Origin of the sequence: Streptomyces naganishii JCM 4654 (genome assembly GCF_014650575.1) — a bacterium.
Classification (GTDB): Bacteria; Actinomycetota; Actinomycetes; order Streptomycetales; family Streptomycetaceae; genus Streptomyces; species Streptomyces naganishii.
Genome location: NZ_BMVF01000005.1, coordinates 233049 through 254556 on the forward strand (window position 1 = coordinate 233049; position 21508 = coordinate 254556).

General features: G+C 74.0%; 20 protein-coding genes and 1 pseudogene. 11 read left to right on the plus strand and 10 right to left on the minus strand.

The window, feature by feature from the left end:
* Positions 1–56: 56 nt before the first annotated feature.
* Positions 57–1484 (minus strand): amidase, encoded by a 1428-nt coding sequence (locus IE217_RS11285; protein ID WP_190177647.1) that lies wholly within the window; start codon positions 1482–1484, stop codon positions 57–59.
* A 503-nt stretch (positions 1485–1987) separates the two neighbouring features.
* Between IE217_RS11285 and IE217_RS11290 the strand changes: the two genes are divergently transcribed.
* A complete protein-coding gene (locus IE217_RS11290) occupies positions 1988–3127 on the plus strand; it encodes a serine/threonine-protein kinase (RefSeq protein WP_190177648.1) in 1140 nt (379 codons plus the stop codon).
* Between the two features lie 67 nt (positions 3128–3194).
* On the opposite strand, the gene IE217_RS11295 is transcribed toward IE217_RS11290, so the two are convergent.
* The 3 genes from IE217_RS11295 to IE217_RS11305 form a co-directional block, all read right to left on the minus strand.
* Positions 3195–5345, minus strand: a complete 2151-nt coding sequence (locus tag IE217_RS11295; protein WP_190177649.1) for a SpoIIE family protein phosphatase — start codon at positions 5343–5345, stop codon at positions 3195–3197.
* Between the two features lie 245 nt (positions 5346–5590).
* A complete protein-coding gene (locus IE217_RS11300; RefSeq protein WP_190177650.1) occupies positions 5591–6571 on the minus strand; it encodes an alpha/beta hydrolase in 981 nt (326 codons plus the stop codon).
* Positions 6572–6736: 165 nt separating this feature from the next.
* Positions 6737–7300 (minus strand): NAD(P)H-dependent oxidoreductase, encoded by a 564-nt coding sequence (locus IE217_RS11305; RefSeq protein ID WP_190177651.1) that lies wholly within the window; start codon positions 7298–7300, stop codon positions 6737–6739.
* 121 nt (positions 7301–7421) lie between these two features.
* Between IE217_RS11305 and IE217_RS11310 the strand changes: the two genes are divergently transcribed.
* Positions 7422–8141, plus strand: a complete 720-nt coding sequence (locus IE217_RS11310) for a TetR/AcrR family transcriptional regulator (RefSeq protein ID WP_229865211.1) — start codon at positions 7422–7424, stop codon at positions 8139–8141.
* Positions 8142–8194: 53 nt separating this feature from the next.
* On the opposite strand, the gene IE217_RS11315 is transcribed toward IE217_RS11310, so the two are convergent.
* Positions 8195–9373, minus strand: coding sequence for an FAD-dependent oxidoreductase (locus tag IE217_RS11315; RefSeq protein WP_190177653.1), 1179 nt, complete (start codon positions 9371–9373; stop codon positions 8195–8197).
* A 157-nt stretch (positions 9374–9530) separates the two neighbouring features.
* A complete protein-coding gene (trxA, locus tag IE217_RS11320) occupies positions 9531–9917 on the minus strand; it encodes a thioredoxin (RefSeq protein WP_190177654.1) in 387 nt (128 codons plus the stop codon).
* Between the two features lie 142 nt (positions 9918–10059).
* Here trxA and IE217_RS11325 point away from each other — a divergent pair, with 142 nt between their 5' ends.
* Entirely contained in the window at positions 10060–11490 is a 1431-nt protein-coding gene (locus tag IE217_RS11325; RefSeq protein ID WP_190177655.1) for a dihydrolipoyl dehydrogenase family protein, read from the plus strand.
* A gap of 31 nt (positions 11491–11521) precedes the next feature.
* Here IE217_RS11325 and IE217_RS11330 read toward each other — a convergent pair whose 3' ends face one another.
* Positions 11522–12166, minus strand: a complete 645-nt coding sequence (locus IE217_RS11330) for a peptide deformylase (RefSeq protein WP_190177656.1) — start codon at positions 12164–12166, stop codon at positions 11522–11524.
* Positions 12167–12408: 242 nt separating this feature from the next.
* Here IE217_RS11330 and IE217_RS11335 point away from each other — a divergent pair.
* Both IE217_RS11335 and IE217_RS11340 read left to right on the plus strand, forming a co-directional pair.
* Positions 12409–12798 (plus strand): annotated as a pseudogene (locus IE217_RS11335) (BlaI/MecI/CopY family transcriptional regulator); the annotation flags it as partial.
* A 119-nt stretch (positions 12799–12917) separates the two neighbouring features.
* Positions 12918–13859, plus strand: a complete 942-nt coding sequence (locus IE217_RS11340) for a M56 family metallopeptidase (protein WP_190177657.1) — start codon at positions 12918–12920, stop codon at positions 13857–13859.
* Positions 13860–13898: 39 nt separating this feature from the next.
* Here the strand turns inward: IE217_RS11340 and IE217_RS11345 are convergent, their stop codons facing one another.
* Positions 13899–14246 carry a tetratricopeptide repeat protein gene (locus IE217_RS11345; protein ID WP_190177658.1) on the minus strand — a complete coding sequence of 116 codons (348 nt, stop codon included), beginning with the start codon at positions 14244–14246 and terminating at the stop codon, positions 13899–13901.
* Between the two features lie 163 nt (positions 14247–14409).
* Between IE217_RS11345 and IE217_RS11350 the strand changes: the two genes are divergently transcribed.
* The 3 genes from IE217_RS11350 (at position 14410) to sigJ (ending at position 17319) form a co-directional block, all read left to right on the plus strand.
* On the plus strand, positions 14410–15375 hold the full coding sequence (locus tag IE217_RS11350; RefSeq protein ID WP_190177659.1) for a pirin family protein: 966 nt from the start codon (positions 14410–14412) through the stop codon (positions 15373–15375).
* Between the two features lie 238 nt (positions 15376–15613).
* Positions 15614–16312, plus strand: coding sequence for an NAD(P)-dependent oxidoreductase (locus IE217_RS11355; RefSeq protein ID WP_190177660.1), 699 nt, complete (start codon positions 15614–15616; stop codon positions 16310–16312).
* Between the two features lie 50 nt (positions 16313–16362).
* Positions 16363–17319 carry an RNA polymerase sigma factor SigJ gene (gene sigJ, locus IE217_RS11360; protein WP_190177661.1) on the plus strand — a complete coding sequence of 319 codons (957 nt, stop codon included), beginning with the start codon at positions 16363–16365 and terminating at the stop codon, positions 17317–17319.
* Positions 17320–17337: 18 nt separating this feature from the next.
* On the opposite strand, the gene IE217_RS35090 is transcribed toward sigJ, so the two are convergent.
* Entirely contained in the window at positions 17338–17469 is a 132-nt protein-coding gene (locus IE217_RS35090; protein WP_268249142.1) for a hypothetical protein, read from the minus strand.
* A gap of 144 nt (positions 17470–17613) precedes the next feature.
* Here IE217_RS35090 and IE217_RS11365 point away from each other — a divergent pair, with 144 nt between their 5' ends.
* Complete coding sequence (locus IE217_RS11365; protein ID WP_190177662.1) at positions 17614–18327, plus strand: LmeA family phospholipid-binding protein; 714 nt, start codon at positions 17614–17616, stop codon at positions 18325–18327.
* A 72-nt stretch (positions 18328–18399) separates the two neighbouring features.
* On the opposite strand, the gene IE217_RS11370 is transcribed toward IE217_RS11365, so the two are convergent.
* Positions 18400–19467, minus strand: coding sequence for a GTP pyrophosphokinase (locus IE217_RS11370; protein WP_190177663.1), 1068 nt, complete (start codon positions 19465–19467; stop codon positions 18400–18402).
* An 88-nt stretch (positions 19468–19555) separates the two neighbouring features.
* Here IE217_RS11370 and IE217_RS11375 point away from each other — a divergent pair, with 88 nt between their 5' ends.
* Entirely contained in the window at positions 19556–20338 is a 783-nt protein-coding gene (locus IE217_RS11375) for a hypothetical protein (RefSeq protein ID WP_190177664.1), read from the plus strand.
* 97 nt (positions 20339–20435) lie between these two features.
* Entirely contained in the window at positions 20436–21506 is a 1071-nt protein-coding gene (locus IE217_RS11380; protein ID WP_373297992.1) for a cytochrome c oxidase assembly protein, read from the plus strand.
* The last annotated feature ends 2 nt before the right edge of the window (positions 21507–21508 follow it).

Here is a 21508-nt window from a genome sequence, read left to right on the forward strand (position 1 = left end):
CTCGGAGCCGGCGGATCGGCCAGGCGCCGGCGTGGCGGGTCGCGCGCGGTGCCTGGTCAGGCCGCCGGAGCGTCCGCGACCGCCGGCCGGGGCGGCGGCCACCGCTCGTGCCAGCGCAGGTCCGCCTCCAACTGCGCGGCCAGCGAGACCAGCAGCGGCTCGCTGTGCGCCGGCCCGAGCAGCTGCGCGCCCACGGGCAGGCCGCCCGCGACGAACCCGGCGGGGACGTTCACGCCGGGCCAGCCCAGCACGTTCCACGGCCAGGCGTAGGGGCAGGCGGCGATCATCGCGCGGTCGGTGGCAAAGCCGCTCAGCTCGGCCATGGCGCCGATCCGGGGCGGGACGGCGGCCGTCGTCGGCGCGAGGATCACGTCGTACGACTCGAAGAACCGGCCGATGCGCCGGTGCAGCACCGCCTCCGCGCGCCGTGCCACGCGCAGCGGCGCCCCGCCGAGCAGCCGCCCCAGCCGGGCGGCGCCGCGGGTGCGCGGGTCGAGCAGCGCCGGCTCGGGCGCGTCGCTCACCCACTCCGCGATGCCGGCCGTGGCACGCGGCACGAAGGTCAGCCCGATCTGGCCGTAGGGTGGGTCGGCCTCCTCGACGTGGTGCCCCAACCCGGCCAGTTTCCCGGCCAGTTCGACGACACGCGCCCGTATCCCGGGGTCGAGCCGCACCGGCAGGGCGGTGAACGGCGGCTTGAGTGAGAGCGCGATGCGCAGCCTGCCCGGCTCCCGGGTCGCGGCGGCCCGGACGTCCAGGGCCGGCGGCTGGTGGGGGTCGTCCGGGTGGTTCCCGGCGGCCGCGTCCAGCAGCAGGGCCGCGTCGTCGACCGTGCGCGCCAGGGTGCCGTTGACCGTGATGCCCTGGAAGGACTCGCCGCGCGGCCAGGTCGACAGGCGTCCCCGCTGCGGCTTGATCCCGACCAGATGCGTCCAGGCGGCCGGGATGCGCACCGAGCCGGCGCCGTCCGAGCCGAGGGCGGCCGGCACCAGCCCGGCGGCGACCGCGGCCGCCGAACCGCCCGAGGAGCCGCCCGGGGTCCTGGCGGTGTCCCAGGGATTGCGCGTCTCGCCGAACGCCGGGCCCTCGGTGAAGGGCCACTGTCCCAGCTCGCAGGTGTTGGTCTTGCCGACGATCACCGCACCCGCCGCGCGCAGCCGCCGTACCGCCTCGCCGTCCTCGGCCACCGCCGGGAACGCGCCCCGGCAGCCGAACGCGGTCGGCTCGCCCGCCACGTCCATGTCGTCCTTCACCGCCACCGGCACCCCGAGCAGCGGCGGCCGGTCCCCGGCGGACAGCCGGCGGTCGGCCGCGTCCGCCTCGGCGAGCGCGGCCTCGGCGCGGACGATGCGGAAGGCGTTCAGGGACGTCTGCGTGGCCTCGATCCGGGCCAGCGCCTCCTCGACCAGGGTGCGGGACGACACCTCCCCTTCGGCCAGTGCGCGGGCGGTCTCGGCCAGACCTGCGGCACGGTCGAGCGTCATGCGGAACACCTCCGGGAGCGCGTTGTCTACCGAACGGTAACCTCCGTGCCCCGGAAGGGGAACCGCTGATGGATCAGGTTCGGACAGCCGCGGGAGGAGCCGGGGCGGCCGCTCGTCCAGGAAGGGTCGGCGGCGGGAGGGGATGCGGGAATGTGCGTGGTGCGCATGGGGGGATGTCCTTCGGCCGGGTGGGGGTGTGGGGGAGTCAGTGTCAGGCGAGGGGCGGCCCGGATCGGGGGCGGGGCCGCGGCGAGGGTGTGCGACGGCCTGCGGTCCGTGCGGGTGCGGGCGGAGGGGTGGGCGCCCGCTGCGGAGGAGCGCGCGCCGGCCGGCCGTGTGCGGCGCGGGCGTACACGCGGGCGTGTGGGCCCTTCCCCGGGGCGCCCACTGTGTCACCCGCCAACAACGCCTGGCAACCGGCGAGTCGGCGACTAGAATGTGCGGTGTGGCAGAGCGGCCGGTCACCCGGCCGGCCCGGACGCGCCACGTGACGGTGGTGGCCCATGGACCCGTCGCCGGACGACGTGAGCCGGTACGCGAACCGGCCCTCCGGCCTGACCGGCACGGAGATCGCGGGCTACCGCGTGGAGCGCGAGCTCGGCCGCGGCGGCATGGCCGTCGTGTACTGCGCGAAGGACCTCCGCCTCGACCGCACGGTCGCCCTCAAGCTCCTCGCCCCCGGACTCGCCCGCAACGACACCTTCCGCCGCCGCTTCACCCACGAGTCCCGCGTGGCCGCCGCCATCGAGCACCCGCACATCGTCCCCATCTTCGAGGCCGGCGAGACGGACGGCGTGCTCTACATCGCCATGCGCTACGTCTCCGGCCTCGACCTGCGCGCCCTGCTCGACCGGGACGGCCCGCTGCCGGTGGCGACCGCCCTGCGCATCGCCGCCCAGCTCGCCTCCGCCCTCGACGCGGCCCACGAGCACAACCTGGTGCACCGGGACGTCAAACCCGGCAACGTCCTGGTCGCCAAGGGCGTGGACAGCGACCACCCCGAGCACGTCTACCTCACCGACTTCGGGCTGACGAAGAAGTCGCTGTCGCTGACCGGGTTCACCACCGTCGGCGAGTTCGTCGGCACCCTCGACTACGTGGCGCCCGAGCAGATCTCCGGCCGCCCGGTCGACGGCAGGTGCGACCTCTACAGCCTCGCCTGCGTCGTCCACGAGACCCTCACCGGCGCGCCGCCCTTCCAGCGCGACGAGGACATCGCCCTGCTGTGGGCGCACCAGTACGACCAGCCGCCCGCCCTGACCGCCAAGCGGCCCGACATCGCGCCGGAAGCGGACGCGGTGATGGCCAAGGCGCTGGCGAAGGTCCCCGAGGACCGCTACGACTCCTGCCTGGAGTTCGTCGCGGCCCTGCGCGCCGCCACCCGCGTGCGGCCGGCGCCCGCGCGGGACTCCGGGCCCGGGACCACCAGGCCGCTCACCCGGGTCGACACCCGAGCGCCCGCGGTGCCGGTGCCGGCCGAGGCCTCCGTAGTCTCCGAGGCATCCTTGGCGTCCGAGGCCTCCGAGACCTGCGTAGCCGCCGGGGCCTCCGAAGCGGCACCGGGTTCCGAGGGGGCCGGGACCCCGGGCGCGCCTCCGGAACCGCCTTCCTGGGCCCGGCCCGTGTTCCGTGGCCGGGTCTGATGGAGCACCCGCACGCCTGAAAGGTTTGACCGCAACCGCAACCGCAACCGCGCCCGGGGCTACGGCGTCACGGCGTCGTCAGCGACTGCTCCGCCCAGACCGTCTTGCCGATCCGGTCGTGCCGGGTGCCCCAGCGCTGGGCCAGCTGCGCCACCAGCAGCAGTCCGCGGCCGCCCTCGTCGAAGGTCCGCGCCCGCCGCATGTGCGGGGTGGTGCTGCTGGAGTCGAAGACCTCGCAGATCAGCGTGGACCCCTGGTGGATCATCCGCAGCTGCACGGGCGGCCGGCCGTAGCGCAGGGCGTTGGTGACCAGCTCGCTGACCATCAGCTCGGTGACGAACGCGGCCTCCTCCAGCCCCCACGCGGTGAGCCGGCCGTCCGCGTAGTGGCGGGCGTCGGCGACCACGGAGGCGTCGAAGGGCAGGTCCCAGGCGGCGACCCGGTCGGCGTGCAGTGCCCGGGTGCGGGCCACCAGCAGCGCCACGTCGTCGTCGGGACGGTGGCTGAGCAGGGCCGTCAGCACGCGGTCGCAGACGGTGTCCAGGGTGGTGGCGGGGCGGGCCAGCTCGGCGAACATCCTGTCCAGCGCCACGTCGATGTCGTGGTCGCGGGCCTCGAGCAGGCCGTCGGTGTAGAGGGCGAGGACGCTGCCCTCGGGAAGCTCGGTCTCCACGGCCTCGAAGGGCAGCCCGCCCAGGCCCAGCGGCGGGCCGGCCGGCACGTCCAGGAAGCGGACCGCGCCGTCCGGGGTGACCACGGCGGGCGGGGGGTGGCCGGCCCGGGCGAGGGTGCAGCGCCGCGACACCGGGTCGTAGACGGCGTAGAGGCAGGTGGTGCCGATGCCGCCGGCGGTCTCGGCGGCCGGGTCGGTGGCGCTGCCCTCCTCCACGGACAGGTGCAGGACCAGGTCGTCGAGGTGGGTGAGCAGTTCGTCGGCCGGCAGGTCGACGTCGGCCAGGGTGCGCACCGCGGTCCGTACCCGGCCCATGGTGGCCGAGGCGCGGATGCCGTGCCCGACCACGTCGCCCACCACCAGGGCGACCCGCGCGCCGGACAGCGGGATGACGTCGAACCAGTCGCCGCCCACCCCCGCCTGGCTGCCCGCCGGCAGATAGCGGGAGGCGATGTCCAGGGCCGTCTGGTCGGGCAGGGTCTGCGGGAGCAGGCTGCGCTGGAGGGCCATGGTCGTGGTGCGGGCCCTGGTGTGGCGGCGGGCGTTGTGGATGCTGACGGCCGCCCTGGCCGCGAGCTCCTCGGCGGCCAGTACGTCCTCGGGCCCGAAGGGTTCCCGGTCGCGGCGGCGTCCGAAGAGGACCACGCCCAGCGTGGTGCCGCCCGTCAGCAGCGGCACCGCAAGCAGCGAGTGCGCCCCGAGGGCGCGTAGGGACGCGGCCGCCTCGTCGTGCTCCAGCCAGCGGCCGAAGGCCGGCTCGGCCGCCGTGTACCGCTCGGGCCGGCCGGTGACCAGGCACCGAACCGGAGGGGACGCGGCCGCGTGGGCGGTCGTGCCGCCGACGGCGCTCGCCGGTTCGGGTTCGCGCGCGTCCGCCGAACGCAGCGCGGCACGGCGCAGTACGACCGGCTCGGTCGCGGTGGCCGGGGAGGCGTCCTCGGCGGACCGGGGGAAGTCGAGCAGGTCCACCGCCGTCAGGTCGGCGAGGACCGGCACGGTGACGTCCCCGAGTTCCTGCACGGTGCGCCCGAGGTCGAGGGTCGTGCCGAGCCGCGCGGCGGCTTCCTTCAGCCGCAGCGCGTTCGGCCGCTCGGCGGCGCCCGGGGCCGGGAGGCCGTCCTGTACGGTCAGGCACACCCCGCGCACCCGTCCGTCGCCGTCCTTCAGGGGCGTCAGGGAGACCGGCCGGCGGACCTGCGGACCGGCGCCCGCGGTGCGCAGGGCGGCCTCGATGTGCTGGGACTCGCCGGTCTCCAGTGCCGTACGCATCCGGTCCGCGGCCTCGTCGCAGGACGGACCGGGCGCGATGTCCGCGAGCCGCAGCCCGCGCAACTCGTCCTGGCCGCGCGAGAGCGCGCGCTCCATCGCCTGGTTGACGCGCAGCAGACGCAGGTCGGGGCCGAAGATCGCCAGCAGGCAGGGGGACTGGTGGAAGGCCCACCCCTCCAGGGTGGCCTGGGCGGTGCCGATCGCTTCGGACTGGGCCTCGGGCGGGGCCGGGTCACGGGCCGGGCGCTCGCCGGGAGAGGTGGGAAGTCGCTCCATCGCCGCTCATCTCGCCGTTGCTCGTTCGTCGTCCCGCGGCGTGCGCGGGACCTGTACGGCCAGGGCTCTACTGACAAGCATCTTCCCGAGGGCGGCGGAGCACCAACGCAGCGCCGGGAGAGCCGGGAGCGCGGAGCCGGAAAGCACGAGGGATCGGCCCGCCCGCCCGGAGGCGTGCCGCCGGCATCCGGCATCCGCATCCGCGTCGGCACCGGCATCCGCATCTCGGCATTGGCGCCGCACCGTCACCGCGCCAGCAGCCTGCGCAGCCAGTCCAGCTGTGCCGCCCGCGCCGCCCTCGACAGGGCCGCCTGCGGGACGAAGCCGTCGAAGCCGTGGAACCCGCCGGGCCACACGTGCAGTTCGGCGATTCCGCCGGCCTGCCAGATGCGGGAGGCGTAGGCGACGACCTCGTCCCGGAAGGTCTCCGCGGACCCCACGTCGAGGAAGGCGGGCGGCAGCCCCGACAGGTCCCCGGCGCGCGCCGGGGCCGCGTAGGGCGACACGTCCGGGCCGCCGCGCCGGTCGCCGAGCAGTGCCGTCCACGCGGTCTCGTTCGCCGTACGGTCCCAGGTGCCGACGCCCGCCATCTGGTGCGCGGAGGGAGTGTCGTTGCGGTCGTCGAGCATCGGGTACATCAGCATCTGGCCGAGCGGCCGCGGGCCCCCGCGGTCCCGCAGGAGCAGCGCAAGCGCGGCGGCGAGGCCACCGCCCGCGCTGGCGCCGACGAGGACGATCCGGTGCGGGTCGCCGCCGAGTTCCCCGGCGTGTTCCGCGGTCCACAGCAGGCCCGCGTACGCGTCCTCCACGGGCGCCGGGTGCGGGTGCTCGGGCGCCAGCCGGTACTCCACCGACACCACGACCGCGTCCAGCTCCTGGGCCCAGGCCAGGGCGGCCTCCACGCCGAGTCTGCTGTTGCCGAGGACCATGCCGCCGCCGTGCAGATGGTAGAGGACGGGCCGCGGGCCGGCGGTCGCCGGTGCGGCCGGCCGGCAGACGAGAAGGGACACGCGGGGCGCGCCGGGCGGCCCCGGCACCTCGCGGTCCTCCACCTCGAAGGCGCCGTCCATGGTCAGGTCCAGCGCGTCCAGCAGTTCCACGGCGGGGCCGCGCCGGGCGGTCTCGATGTCCTGCGGGGTGAGGCCGGGCCCCATCGTCCCGGCGACCTCCTCCAGGGCGGCGGCGAGTTCGGGGTCGAACGGGGGCGGGGGCGGGACCGGCGTCATGGCGTCTCCTCGCGCGGTATGGCGGTGTCGCGGTCGCTCGTACGGCGAGGGTCCGAGTACCCGCCCGTATGCCCGAGGCCGCGGACGTGCGCGAACGCGGGGACGGCGAAGGGGCCGGAGCCGTAAGGGCTCCGGCCCCTTCGCCGGTCGTCGTCCCGGCCGGGATCAGGCGGCGACGGCCTCGCCCGCGTGGCCGTGCAGACGGGCGACGACCTCGGTCAGCTGGGCGGCGACCTCGGCGTCGTCCACCGGGTGGGTCTCGGCGAAGCGGGTCACGGAGCCGGGGATGGACAGCTTGATGTCCTCGATCACCTTGCCGCCGGCGATGCCCACGGCCTTGCGGGTGTCGTCCTGCGCCCAGACGCCGCCGTACTGGCCGAAAGCGGTGCCCACCACGGCGACCGGCTTGCCGCCGAAGGCGCCGGCGCCGTACGGACGCGACAGCCAGTCGATGGCGTTCTTCAGGACGGCCGGGATGGTGCCGTTGTACTCGGGGGAGAAGAGCAGGAAGGCGTCGGCGCCCTGGGCGGCGGCGCGCAGCTCGGCGGCGGAGGCCGGTACGGTGCCCTCTACGTCGATGTCCTCGTTGTAGAAGGGGACGTCGGCCAGGCCCTCGAACACGACGACCTCGGCGCCCGCGGGGGCGAGCTTCACCGCCGCCTCGGCCAGCTGGCGGTTGTGGGAACCGGCGCGAAGGCTGCCGACGAGCGCGAGGATGCGAACAGACATGGGGACTCCAAGAGGGGGGTGAAACACTGCCGAAACAAATCCGGACCGAGGTCCGCTTAATTTTCTACCAGGCTAACCGGACCGTGGTCCAGTTTTGTTCCCCATGCTTTACGCTGTCTTCATGTCCAGCCCGCTGCCGCCCTTCCCGAAGCCTCAGGAGCCCGTGAAGAAGCCGGTAGTGCTCGAATTCGGCACCGGCGTGGACGAGCCGTGCCTGCGGGCGGACGCGGCGCGCAACCGGGCCCGGCTGCTGGACGCGGCCGCACGCCTGGTGGCCGAGCACGGCGCGGCCGGCCTCACGATGGAGGCGGTGGCCGCGGCCGCCGAGGTGGGCAAGGGCACCGTCTTCCGCCGCTTCGGCGACCGGACCGGCCTGCTCACGGCACTGCTGGACCACTCGGAGAAGAAGTTCCAGGCGTCGTTCCTGAGCGGTCCGGCTCCGCTGGGGCCGGGCGCGCCGCCCGTGGAGCGGCTGCGGGCGTTCGGCTGCGCCGCGCTGCGCCGGGCCACCGACGACCTGGAACTCCAACTCGCGGCCGAACCATGCGCGGACCGCCGCTTCGTCGTGCCGCCGCACCGGGTGCGGCACAGCCATGTGGTCATGCTGCTGCGGCAGGCGGTCCCGCAGGCCGACGGCGAACTCCTCGGCCATGTGCTGATGAGCTACCTCGATCCGGCCCTGATCCACCACCTGGTCAACCAGTGCCAGATGCCGATGGAACGGCTCCAGGCCGGCTGGCACGACCTGGTCGCCCGCGTGACCGGTACGCCGGAGGGTGCCTCGGAGGACGCTTCCGGGGGGACCGACGAGTCGGCCGGAGGGACCGGACCGGCCGGATAGACCCCGAAAGGCCGGACAGGCCGGACGGGGGGCCGGTGCGCTCGGGGTCGGCCTCAGTCCTGGGCCGTGTGGGCCGCGAACATCTCCACCAGACCGCGCGGCGCGTCCTCGCCGAACAGCAGGGCGGCGCTGAGCGCGGAGTCGCGGGCGGCCGCCTCGGCGCGCGGGAACAGCCGCTCCTCGTACGCGGTGAGCGCGGCCTCCACGTCGTACGGCCTGACGGCGAGGAAGCGGCCCAGCTCGGCTCCGTCGAGCATCGCCAGATTGGCGCCCTCGCCCGCGAACGGTGACATGAGGTGGGCGGCGTCGCCCAGCAGCGTGACGCCCGGGACGCGGTCCCAGCGGTGGCCGGCCGGCAGGGTGTGGATCCGCCGCGGCACCAGCGTGCCGTCGGCGTCCGTGATCAGGGCGCGCAGGGCCTTGTCCCAGTCGGCGAAGTGCTCGAGTATCCGCTCCTTCGCGGCCGGGGTGTCGGCGAAGTCGATGCCGTCCAGCCACTCCTCGGGGGCCTCGAGCGCCGCGTACACGTGCACGCTGCCGTCGGTCTCCCGGTGGGCGAGGAAGCCCTGACCCGCGGCCGAGGCGAAGAAGAAGCCGCCGCCCACCAGCTCGGCCAGGACCGGATGGCGTACGTCGACTTCCCGCAGGTCCGCCTCGACGAACGACACGCCGGTGTAGACGGGCCGGGCCGAGGAGACCAGCGGGCGGATCCGGGACCAGGCGCCGTCCGCGCCGACCAGCAGGTCCGTGGTGAACACCGTGCCGTCCACGAGGGTCACCTCGTGCCGGCCGCCGCCGAGCGGACGCGCGCCGGTGACCTTCGCGCCCCAGCGGACGGTGCCCTCGGGCAGCGAGCCGAGCAGCAGGTCGCGCAGGTCGCCCCGGTCGATCTCGGGCCGGCCGCCCGTGCCGTCGTCGTCCTGCTCCAGGTGGACCACGGCGTCCTTGTCGAGTACGCGCGTGGCCTGGCCGCCGGGCAGGACGAGCTCCAGGAACCGCTCGTGCAGCCCGGCCGCGCGCAGCGCCTCCTGGCCGGAGTCCTCGTGGATGTCGAGCATGCCGCCCTGGGCGCGCGCGCCGGGCGAGGCGTCGAGGTCGAACACGGCCGCCTCGACGCCGTGCACGTGCAGTACGCGGGCGAGCGTGAGCCCGCCGAGCCCGGCGCCGACGACGGCGATGGCGTGATGAGGGGTGTGGGGGTCATGGGCGGCGGTGGCGGTGTCGGTGGTCATGCGCTCTCGCTCTCCTTGGGGTACGGGGTGGCGGCACCCAAGGTAGCGAACCTGTTCGTCGCGAACAAGTTCGTAACGAACGAGTTCGGCCCACCGAAAAAAAGAAGGGGGTCCCTTCCGCACGCCGACGTAAGGAACCCTCGCGCCCCTGCTCGCGCTACTGCTCGCCCTGGCCGCCCTTGGCCTGCTGCTCGGCGACCGACTTGCGGACCTCGTCCATGTCCAGCTTGCGGGCCTGGCCGATCACGTCCGCCAGCGCCGACTCGGGCAGCGCGCCGGGCTGGGCGAAGACGGCCACCTGATCGCGCACGATCATCAGCGTGGGGATCGACTGGATGCCGAAGGCCGCCGCGAGCTCCGGCTGCGCCTCGGTGTCCACCTTGCCGAACACCAGGTCGGGGTTGTCCTCGGCCGCCTTCTCGTAGACCGGGGCGAACTGACGGCACGGCCCGCACCAGGACGCCCAGAAGTCGATGAGAACGAACTCGTTCTCGGTGACCATCTGGTCGAAGTTCTCCTTGGTGAGCTCCACGGTGCTGCTCATGACGTATCCCTCTTCCTGGTGGGGGCTCCCCGGCTGGGGCGAAGCCGTCGGCACAACACGGCCGACCCTATGGGTATTCCAACGCGTATTCCGCGCGCGTACCCGTGTGGCCACGGCGCACACCACCCACCAGACTGACCCCATGACGGAAACGGAAACCATCGCGTACGACGTCGTGGTGCTCGGGGCCGGACCCGTGGGAGAGAACGTGGCTGACCGCACCCGCGCGGCCGGCCTGTCCACCGCGGTCGTGGAGAGCGAGCTGGTCGGCGGCGAGTGCTCGTACTGGGCCTGCATGCCGAGCAAGGCGCTGCTGCGCCCGGTCATCGCACGCGCGGACGCCCGCCGCCTGCCGGGACTCAGCCAGGCCGTGCGGGGTCCGCTGGACGCGGCCGCCGTCCTCGCCCGCCGGGACGAGTACACCTCCCACTGGCACGACGACGGCCAGGTCCGGTGGCTCGACGGCATCGGCGCCGACCTGTACCGCGGGCAGGGCCGGCTGGCGGGCCCGCGCACGGTCACGGTCACCGCAGGGGACGGGAACGTGGTGACCCTGACCGCCCGGCACGCCGTCGCCGTCTGCACCGGCACCCGCGCGCGGCTGCCCGGACTGCCCGGACTGGACGAGGTGAGGCCGTGGACCAGCCGCGAGGCCACCAGCGCCGAGGAGGTGCCGGGGCGGCTGATCGTGGTCGGCGGCGGAGTGGTCGCCACCGAGATGGCGACCGTCTTCCAGGCGCTGGGCTCCCAGGTCACCGTCCTGGTGCGGGGCAAGGGGCTGCTCTCCCGCATGGAGCCCTTCGCCGGTGAACTGGTCGCCGACGCCCTGGCCGAGGCGGGCGCCGAGATCCGCACCGGCACCTCGGTCGCCTCGGTGACCCGGGAGAACGGCACGGTCGTGGCCGTCACCGACGCCGGGGACCGCGTGGAGGCAGACGAGATCCTCTTCGCCACCGGCCGCGCCCCGCGCACCGACGACATCGGTCTGGAGACCGTGGGCCTGGAACCCGGCTCCTGGCTCCCCGTGGACGACACCCTGCGCGTGGAGGGCAGCGACTGGCTGTACGCCTGCGGGGACGTCAACCACCGCGCCCTGCTCACCCACCAGGGCAAGTACCAGGCGCGGATCGCCGGCGACGCCATCGGGGCCAGGGCAGCGGGGGTGCCCCTGCTGGAGACGGACCCGTGGGGAGCGCACGCCGCCACCGCCGACCACCGCGCCGTGCCGCAGGTCGTCTTCACCGACCCGGAGGCCGCCGCCGTTGGCCTGTCGCTGGCGGAGGCCGAACAGGCCGGGCACCGCGTTCGGGCCGTCGACGTGGACTTCGGCTCCGTCGCCGGCGCGGGGCTGTACGGCGAGGGCTATCGCGGCCGCGCCCGCATGGTCGTCGACCTCGACGAGGAGATCCTGCGCGGTGTCACCTTCGTCGGCCCCGGCGTCGGCGAACTGATCCACTCGGCATCCGTCGCCATCGCCGGCCAGGTCCCCGTCGAGCGCCTGTGGCACGCGGTCCCGTCCTACCCGACCCTCAGCGAGGTCTGGCTCCGCCTCCTGGAGTCCTACCGCGGCTGACCGGCCCGGCCGGCCTCGGCTCGGCCTCCTTTCAGGGCAGTCGAAAGCCCAGTTCCCGTGCCGCCGCTGCGGGTGTCGGCTGGGACCAGCGCCGGGCCATCGCCTCGCTCGAGGAGAGCGAGCGCAGCTCGGCGCGGTCCAGGTACAGCGTGCCGTCGAGGTGATCGGTCTCGTGCTGGACGATGCGCGCGGGCCAGCCCGTGAACACCTCGTCGAGCGCGCGCCCGTGGTCGTCCTGCCCCGTCAGGCGCACCTCGGCGTGCCGAGCCACCACCGCCTGCCAGCCCGGCACGCTCAGGCAGCCCTCGAAGAACGCGGCCCGCTCCGGGCCGTGTGGCTCGTAGGCCGGATTGACCAGTACCCGGAACGGCTGCGGCACCCGCCCGCGTACCCGGCGCACCTCCTCGGGTACCGGTGCCGGGTCCTCCAGGACCGCGATCCGCAGCCCCACCCCGACCTGCGGCGCGGCCAGCCCCACCCCGGGCGCCGCCCGCATGGTGAGGCGCAGCGCCTCGACGAACCTCGCCAGCAGCTCGGGCCCCAACTGCCCCTCGTACGGCTCCGAAGGCCGCCGCAGCACCGGATCACCGGCCGCGACGATGTCCAACGGCCCTCCGGCGGCGAGGAGTTCCTCGACCTGCTCGGCAACGGGCTGACGCGCACGGGGAGTAGCCATCGCGCCAGCATGCCACGGGGCCGGCCCGACGCGCTCCCGGACCGATGCGCTCGCGGATCGATGCGCTTGCGAGGCGACACGCTTCCGGCCGACGGGCCTCCTGGTCGACACGCTTCCGGCCCGACGCCATGACGCGGACCCCGCCCACCCCTCGCGGATGGCGGCGGTAGGGGGCGGCGGCGTGAAGTAGCGTGGAGCGACACGCCGACGCCGAAGGGAGCGCGGGCCGGAGGGAGACGGAGATGGCGACGCAACCCCGACGGGCCCGGCGCAGGCAGGGCGAGCTGGAGGGCCAGGTGCTCGGCGCGCTGCGCGAGGCGGACGGCCCGGTCACCGCGGCCTGGGTGCAGGAACGGCTCGGCGGCGACCTCGCCTACACCACCGTGGTCACCATCCTGACCCGGCTGCTGGCCAAGGACGTGGTGAGCCGCGAGCGGCGGGGCCGTTCCTTCGTGTGGACGCCGACCGCCGACGTGGCCCGCCTCGCGGCGCTGCGGATGCGCCGTCTGCTGGACGGCGAGCGCGACCGTGACGCGGTCCTCACCAGCTTCGTCACCGCACTGCCGCCGCACGACGAGCAGGTGCTGCGCGCCCTGCTGGAGGTGGCGGACACCGAGGCGGGGACGCCGGAGCGGGGCGCGCCCCTGGGGCAGCAGGGGCGGGGGCAGCACGCGCGGGGGCAGCACGCGCCGGGGCAGGACGCACCGGCGCGGAGGTCCTTCGGGACGGCGGCCGGAGAGACCGACACCTGATGGGAGTCTTCGTCCTCCTGCCGCTGGTACTGCCGCTGTCCGCGTGGCCCGTCGCCCGGCTGGCCGCGCCCCGGCTGCACCCGCGCACCGCCACCCGGCTGCTGACGTCGGTGGCCGTCGTGATGGCCGGATGCAGCACCCTCTGCCTCGCCCTTCTCATGGTGGTCGGCACCGCCCAACTGCCCGGCAACCCGCTGCCCGACGGCTGGTCCGACCCGGAGGTCAGGGCCGCCGTCCCGCACGACGGGGTCGCCGGACGCGCGGCGATCCCCGCGCTGGGCGCGGTCGCGGTGGCCTGCGGACGTACGCTGCTGGCCCACCGGCGGGTGATCCGGCGCGCCCGGCGGGCCCTGGCCGGACTGCCCGGCACCACGGTCGTGGTGCTGCCCGACCCCGAGCCGTACGCCTACGCCCTGCCCGGCGCGCGCGGGGGCCGGATCGTCGTCACCACCGCACTGCTCAGCGGACTCGCGCCGGCCGAGCGGCGGGCGCTGTTCGCGCACGAGCGCGCCCATCTGGCGGCACGCCACCACCGGCACCTGCTCGCCGTCCACCTTGCGGCCCGCGCCAACCCCTTCCTGCGGCCCCTGCGCTCCGCGGTCCTCTACACCGCCGAGCGCTGGGCCGACGAGGACGCGGCCCGCGCGGTGGGCGACCGGCGCGTGGTCGCGCGGGCCATCGGCAGGGCGGCGCTGCTGTCGGCGCCGGCGCCGGCGCCCGCCCGTACGCTCGCCGCTCTGGCCGCCACCGGACCGGTACCGCGCCGGGTCGCCGCCCTGCTGGCCCCCGCGCCCGCCGCCCGCGACCGGCCGTCGCTGTTCACGGGCGTGGGGGCGGCGGTGTGGGGGGCGGCCGCGGGCGCGGTGGCGTCCGCGATGTCCTCGGCGAACTCCGCGGTCACCCTGTTCCTGATCCTGCGCGCGGCGGCGACACCGCTGTAGACCCGGCGGAAACAGGGGCCGCGGGTGGCCCCGCGTTCCTCACACGTCCTCGAACTCACCCGCCAGCGCCGAGGCGACGCGCAGATGCGTGGCCGCCTCCTCGTGCCGCCCCTGCCGCTGGAGGGTGCGGCCCAGCATCAGCCGGGCGTAGTGCTCCACCGGGTCGCGCTCCACGATGAGGCGCAACTGGGCCTCGGCGCGGCGCAGTTGGGCCGAGTGGTAGTAGGCGCGCGCCAGCAGCAGCCGGGGTCCGGTCTGCTCCGGCACCTCCTCGACCAGCCCGGCGAGCACCCGCCCGGCCGCCGTGTAGTCCTTGGCGTCGAAGAACATCCGCGCGCGCTCCCAGCGCTCGGCGGGGGTTCCGTGGCCGTAGTACGTCGTGTCCACTCGTGACCTCCTTCGCCGCCGACAACGAAAACGGAATGATTGAATATTCCACTACCTTTCCCGTCGGGGTCCTGCCCGGCTCCACGGCCTGCCGACGCGGCCCTGACGCCCTGACGCCCTGACGCCCTGACGCGGCGGTCCGGACGGCACTAGGTTGGGCGGTATGAGCAACCTTGACCGCGAGGCGGTACCCACGGTGTGCGGCGGCCGCGGGTTCGTGGTGGCCGAGCCCGTGCGCGAACTCCTCAGCCCGCGCCGGGTCCGGCTCGGCGAGTCCACCGAGGTCCGCCGGCTGCTGCCGAACCTCGGCCGCCGCATGGTCGGCGCCTGGTGCTTCGTCGACCACTACGGCCCCGACGACATCGCCGACGAGCCCGGCATGCAGGTGCCGCCGCACCCCCACATGGGCCTGCAGACGGTGAGCTGGCTCCACGAGGGCGAGGTGCTGCACCGCGACTCGACCGGCAGCCTCCAGCTGATCCGCCCCGGCGAACTGGGCCTGATGACCTCCGGCCGGGCGATCAGCCACTCCGAGGAGAGCCCGCGCCCGCACGCCCGCTTCCTGCACGGCGCCCAGCTGTGGGTGGCCCTCCCGGACGGCCACCGCCACACCGACCCCCACTTCGAACACCACGCCGAGCTGCCCGTCGTCACGGCGCCGGGCCTGAAGGCCACCGTCATCCTCGGCGCCCTGGACGGGGCGGTCTCGCCCGGCACCGTGTACACCCCCATCGTCGGCGCCGACCTGTCCCTGGCCCGCGACACGGACGTACGCCTGCCCCTGGACCCCGACTTCGAGTACGCCGTCCTGTCCATGTCCGGCGAGGCGCACGTCGACGGGGTGCCCGTCCTGCCCGGCGCGATGCTCTACCTCGGCTGCGGCCGCACCGAACTCCCCGTCCGCGCGGCATCGGACGCGGGCCTCATGCTCCTCGGCGGCGAACCCTTCGAGGAAGAGCTGATCATGTTCTGGAACTGGATCGGCCGAACCCAGGAGGAGATCGCCCAGGCTCGCCGGGACTGGATGCAGGGCACCCGCTTCGGCGAGGTGAAGGGCTACGACGGCGCCCCACTCGCGGCTCCGGAACTGCCGCCGGTGCCACTGAAGCCGCGCGGAAGGACGCGTTGACACGCGGCGCCTCGGCAGGGCCGAACCCGACACCGAATCGATCGAGCACGCCCATGGGGAGTCCCTGAGGCTCGGCCGACCTTGCCGACGGGGCCGATCTTCGGGGCGCCGCCCCGTGAGCACCTCCCGCACTCTCTCGACCTGGCTTGCCGCGCCTCACGCCGGCGCGCGATGTCACACTCGCCGTCCTCGCCACCTCCCATATGACGAGACCATCCGCAGGGAGAGGGCAGAACACGTGAAACTCGTGATATTCGGGGCGAACGGGCCGACCGGACGGCAGGCCACCGCGCAGGCGATCGCGGAAGGGCACACGGTCACGGCCGTCACCCGCCACCCCGGCGATTTCCCGCTCAGCGACCCGCGGCTGCGCGTGGCGGGCGCCGATGTGCTCGATCCGGGCGCTGTCGAGAGCGCCGTGGCCGGGCAGGACGCGGTGATCTCGGCGGTCGGCGTGCCCTACGGCCTCAAACCCGTCACCGTGTACTCCGACGGCATGCGCCACATCATGCGGGCCATGACGAAGCAGGGCGTCCGGCGCCTGGTCTGCGTGACCTCGACCGTGCTCTTCGGCGTACCGGCGCCGGACGAGACCTTCTTCTTCCGGGCGGTGCTCGAACCCCTCATCGCCCGCACCATCGGGCGCACCGTGTACGACGACATGCGGCGCATGGAAGGGATCGTGACCGACGGCGACCACGACTGGACGATCCTGCGCCCGGCCGGCCTCTTCGACGCGGACCAGGTCAGCGACTACCGGATCGCCACTTCCCGCCTCCCCGGCCGGTTCACCTCGCGCGCCGACCTGGGGAACGCGCTGCTGCGCCAGGCGACCGGTGGCCGCCATGTGCGCGCCTTCCTCGACGTCCGCACCACGCAGGGAGTGCCGGGCTTCCTCGACGTCATCCGCAAGGAGGCACTCGGCGGCAGGAAATGAGAGTTCGGTACGACCGGGTGGACCCGTGGCACACGACAGGGAGGACGACGATGGCAGGCACGCCCGACGAGAGCGCGGCGACGGGCCGGGCGGACGATCCGGCGTACGACGCCACACGGCTCTTCGCCGGCCATCGCGAGCTCCTGTTCTCCGTCGTCTACAACATGCTCGGCAGCGTCGCCGACACCGAGGACGTGCTCCAGGAGACCTGGCTGTCCTGGTCCGGCAAGAACAGCCGGGCGCCGCTTGCGGAGATCGGCAATCCGCGCGCCTACCTCGTACGCGTCGCGGTGAACCACGCGCTCGCCCGGCGGGCCGCCATCGCCGTCCGCCGTGAGACGTACGTCGGTCCCTGGCTGCCCGAACCCCTGGTCACCGACACCGCCACCGGCTCCGTCCCCGACACGGCCGACCAGGCGGTGCGCGCGGACTCGGTCTCCATGGCCCTGCTGGTGGTCCTGGAGACCCTCACGCCCCTGGAACGGGCCGTGTTCGTCCTGCACGAGGTGTTCGGTTACCCCCACACCGAGATCGCCGGCGTGCTCGACCGCAGCCCCGCCTCCGTGCGCCAGCTCGCCCACCGCGCCCGCGCGCACGTGCGCGCCCGCCGCCCCCGCTACCGCGCCCACCCCCGCGTCCGGCGCGAGGCCACGGAGCGGTTCGTCGCGGCCGCCCTCGGCGGCGACATCGGCGCGCTCATGGAGATCCTCGCGCCGGACGTGACGGTCTGGATCGACAGCGGGGGAGCGCGGAGCGGGGCCGGGTCGCGCCCGGTGCACGGCCGGGAGAAGGCCGCCCGCATGCTGGCCGGCTACGCCACCCGGCGCACCGAGGACCCGGACATCCGCTACCGGCGCGTCAACGGCGACGACGCGGCGGTGCTGTTCACCGGAGACACCCCGTACGCCGTGATGGTCATGGACCTCACCCCGGACGGTGACCAGGTCTCGGACGTCTACCTGGTCACCGATCCGGCCAAACTCGCCCACGTACGGAGGGCGCGATGACCCGCGCTCCCGTGGAACTCAGCGCTTCCTGGTCTTCAGCAGCATGATCACGAGGGCGGCGGCGAGGATCCCGAACATGATGACGAACCACGGGAAGAGTTCGTCCACCTTGGCCGACGCGAGGAGGTTCATTCCGCTTGCGAGGTTCACTGGTCCGGCCTTCTTTCGCGAAACGGCGTGTCGTGCCCCCTCCGGGTACCCAGGCCCGCTCTCCGTCACCGTGCCGGGCGTGATCAGCCCTGTACTGTCGCGTACGTCATGGACATGCAGTCGGGGGCAACGGGGGAATCTCGCATGAGGCGTCGGTGGGTCAAGGTGCTCGCGGTGATCGTGGTGGTGTCGGCCGCTCTCTTCACGGTGGCCGACCGGGTCGCCGTGCACTACGCGGACAAGGAGGCCGCCCGGCTCGCGGCGGAGAAGTACGGGTACCGCGACAGCACCGACGGGCATCTGGACGTGTCGATAGACGGATTCCCCTTCCTCACCCAGGCGTTCAGCCAGGACTTCGACCATGTCGAGCTGGACGCGGGGAAGTTCACCGTGGACACCACGGGCAACGCGCAGGGCGGCTACCTGCCCGTCGAACGGCTCCGGATCGACCTGCGCCATGTGCGGGTGACCTCCCTGACGGCGCGCGAAGCCGAGGCCGACCTCGCCACCGGCGACGTGACGCTCTCGTACGACGCCCTGTCCGGCGCGGTGTCGAGGCTGGCCGCGAGCGGCGGTTCCGTGCACGTGTCCCAGGCCCAGGGCTCGGCGGGTCAGGCCGCGAAGGTCAAGATCAGCGGCACGATCCGCGGCCGGCAGGGGGACGGCGAGGGCACGGTCCTCGCGCAGGGGAACGAGATCTCCCTCACCGTCCCCGGCAGCGCGCAGCCGGTGGCCACCTGGCGGGTCCAGCTCCCGGAGAACACCGGCTTCACCGAGGCGCGTTCGACCCCGGACGGCATACGGATCAGCCTGGTCGGCCACCTGGTGAACCTCGGCGCCTCACGCTTCACCCGCTGACCCGGCGCCCCGCCCGCCGCGTCCGGGCGGGCGGTGTCCTCCAGGGTGGGCGCCGCGTTCAGCCCTGGCCGCTCACGACGTCGCGCCCGACCGGAGCGCGGCGTCCAGCCCGGCTTCGATCGCGGGGTGGAAGGGCGTGCCCAGCTTCACCCGCAGTTCGGGGTGCTCGAGGATCATGGCGAACGCCGTCAGGTCGAAGGCGTTGGCGAACGGGGTGAAGCCGTTTTCCTTGCTGATCCGCGCCAGTTCGGCGAGCCGCGGCTCGTAGTGGCCGATCCCCGCCATCACCTTCTCCAGATCCCCGAGGGTCTCGAGCCCCGCCAGCCGCGTCATGGACACGAGCATCCCCATCGACCAGCGGTGGCTCTCCTCGTGGGAGCTGTCGTCCATCTCCTGGAAACCGGCGCGCTTGGCCACCGCCACCACCTCACCGATGGGCAGCCGCTTCCAGCTGGTCGTGACGGAGTCGAGGTCGACGGGGAGCTCCGTCCAGTCACCGTGCTTCTCCTGCTTGCGATAGCGGTCGCGCAGCGACTCCACCTCGAAGCGGTAGCTGCCGAACAGCTCGTCGCCCGTCTCCATGAGCGCTGCGAGCCGGAACAGCTTGCGCCGCACCTCCGGAGGGGTCTCCGCCTCGTTCTTGTAGTCGAGGCTGTGGCTGATCACGCCCCAGGCGTGCTGGAGCACCGTGCGCACCTGGAACTCCACCGGGAACTCGGCGTAGGCCTTGTACTCGGGCAGATCACGTCGGCGGGCGTCGAACTGGCCGATGATGTGCAGGCTCCGGTAGCCGAAGGCGTCCGGCGACTCGGCGTGGCGGCTCTCCTCCTTGTGGATGAGGAACTCCTTGTGGAGCAGGTCGCGGATGCGTGTCACGTCCTCCTGGTAGAACGTCACGATGCGCGCCCCGCACATGTCCTCCACGTCGGACAGCCGCTGGTAGTTGGGGTGGCGCCGGAGCTTGTCCCTGAGGCTGTCCGGGTGCTTGGCGCGCGCCTCGATGGCGTGCACCTTGACCCCGCGGTCACGGCACAGCGTGGTCAGCAGCGACTCCAGGGTCGAGGCGCAGGACTCCAGCGCGGGATACACCTTGGGATACGCCTCGGCGATCCGGTCACGCGTGATGTCCTCGCCGTACAAGAGCCCCTCCCTCCGGCGGGGGCCGCGCGCCCGGAGGTGATCCGGAAACGGCCGTGCCCCCGCCCCTCCCTCTGACATGCTGGGCGCCGTGACGGATCCCAAGCGCATCCTGCCGGCGACAGTGACCCTCGGTGCCGTCGCGCTCGCGGTCGCGCATACAGTCTGGCCTCAACTCAAGATCGATACGCTCACCGTCGTACTGCTGGGCGTGGCCGTGCTCCCGTGGATCGGCTCCGTGGTCGACAGCATCGAGTTCCCCGGCGGCGGGGCCGTGCGCTACCGGAACCTGGAGCAGCGCGTCGAGGAGGCCGAGCGCAGCACCCGGCTGGTCCGCGGTGAGGTGGGGGACGCCGCGCAGACGGCGCAGGCCGCGCTCGGGGCGGCCAGCGCGGGCTCCTCGCTCGACCGCACCGCCGGGCGCGCGGGGGAGAGGGTCGCCGAACTGGCGGCGCGCTACGAGGAGATCAGGGCCCGGCCGCGCGGCCCGGCCCGCTCCGAGGCGATGAACCGCCTCGTCGGCGAGCTGATGACCTGGACCGTGCGGGCCGCCGACTTCGACCCTGGACAGGCGCTGGGGTCCGGCGACTCCGGCACGCGCCTGGCGGCCTACGCCTACCTCTACGCCACCCCCGAGACCCAGTACATCGACCGGCTGGTCAGGGCCCTGGTCGAGGTGGAGGACAAGCCGTTCAGCCACTACTGGGGCATCCGTGCCCTCGGCGGACTCCTCCAGGCCGGCGGCGGCACGCTGTCGCCCGGGGACGTCGAACGGCTGCGGGCCCGCTACGCCGACCTCTCCCCGTCGACCTCCCGGCGCATGGAGCTCGACCGGCTGCTCAGCGTCCCCGCCATCCCCCGGCAGAGCGACTGACCGGCCCCCGCCGCCCGCCGCACCGGTCCGGGAGGATAACGTCCCGCCAGGGATTCGAGCCGAATCATCCCCTGTGGGCCGAAGGAGAACGATGCGCATGATCGCCTCAGCGGTGACCGGTCTGTCCGCCCTGACCGACGCGTCCGCCGCCCAGCCGCCGGCGCCGACCGTGGGGCGGCTGCTCGGCTCGTGGCAGCTCGACCTGCCCGCGCTGCTCCTGGTGATCCTGCTCGGCGCCCTGTACGGCGCGGGCGTGCTGCGGGTGCGCCGGCGCGGCGGGTCCTGGCCGCTCGCCCGGGCCGCCGCCTTCGCGCTGCCCGGACTCGGCGCGCTGGTGGTGGCCACCATGTCCGCGCTCGCCGTCTACGACCACGTGCTGTTCTGGCCGGCCGCGGTGCAGAACATCCTGCTCGACCTGGTCGCCCCGCTGGGCCTCGCGCTCGGCGACCCGCTGCGGCTCGCGGTCGAGGCGCTGCCGGAGAACGGCTCGCGGCGCGCGCGGCGGATCGTCACCGGCCGGGTGGTGCGCGTCCTCACCTTCCCCCTGGTCTCCACCGTCCTCGTCCTCGCCACCGAACTGGTCGTCTACTTCACCCCGTACTTCGCCACCGCCCTGCGCGTCGGCTGGCTGCACGAGCTGATGTACCTGCACCTGCTCGCCGCCGGATGCCTCTTCGTCGTGCCCGTCCTCACCCACGAGCAGACGCTGCCCTCCTGGTGCACGCATCCCGTGCGCGCCGGTCTGGTCTTCCTCGACGGCCTCGTCGACGCGGTGCCCGGTGTCGTGGTGATGACCCACGGCACGCTGATCGCCGGGGCCTGGTACCTGCACCACGCGCCCACCTGGTCCACGGACGTCCACCACGACCAGCAGATCGGCGGGGGCGCCATGCTCAGCATCGCCGAACTGGTCGCGCTGCCCTTCATGCTGGCGATCCTGGTGCAGTGGGCGCGTGCCGAGCGTGCGCAGAACGCGGTCCTGGACCGCCGCCTCGACGAGCAGCTCGTACGTGTCGCCCCGCCGGCCGGCGCGGAGCCGGCCTCAGCCGTGCCGTCCCCGGCCGCTCCCGCGCCGGCGTCCCCCGCGCCCGATCTCGTACGGCCCTGGTGGGAGACCGAGGACAACGACGTGGCCGCCCGGATCCGCCGCCAGCGGCGCGACGGCTGACC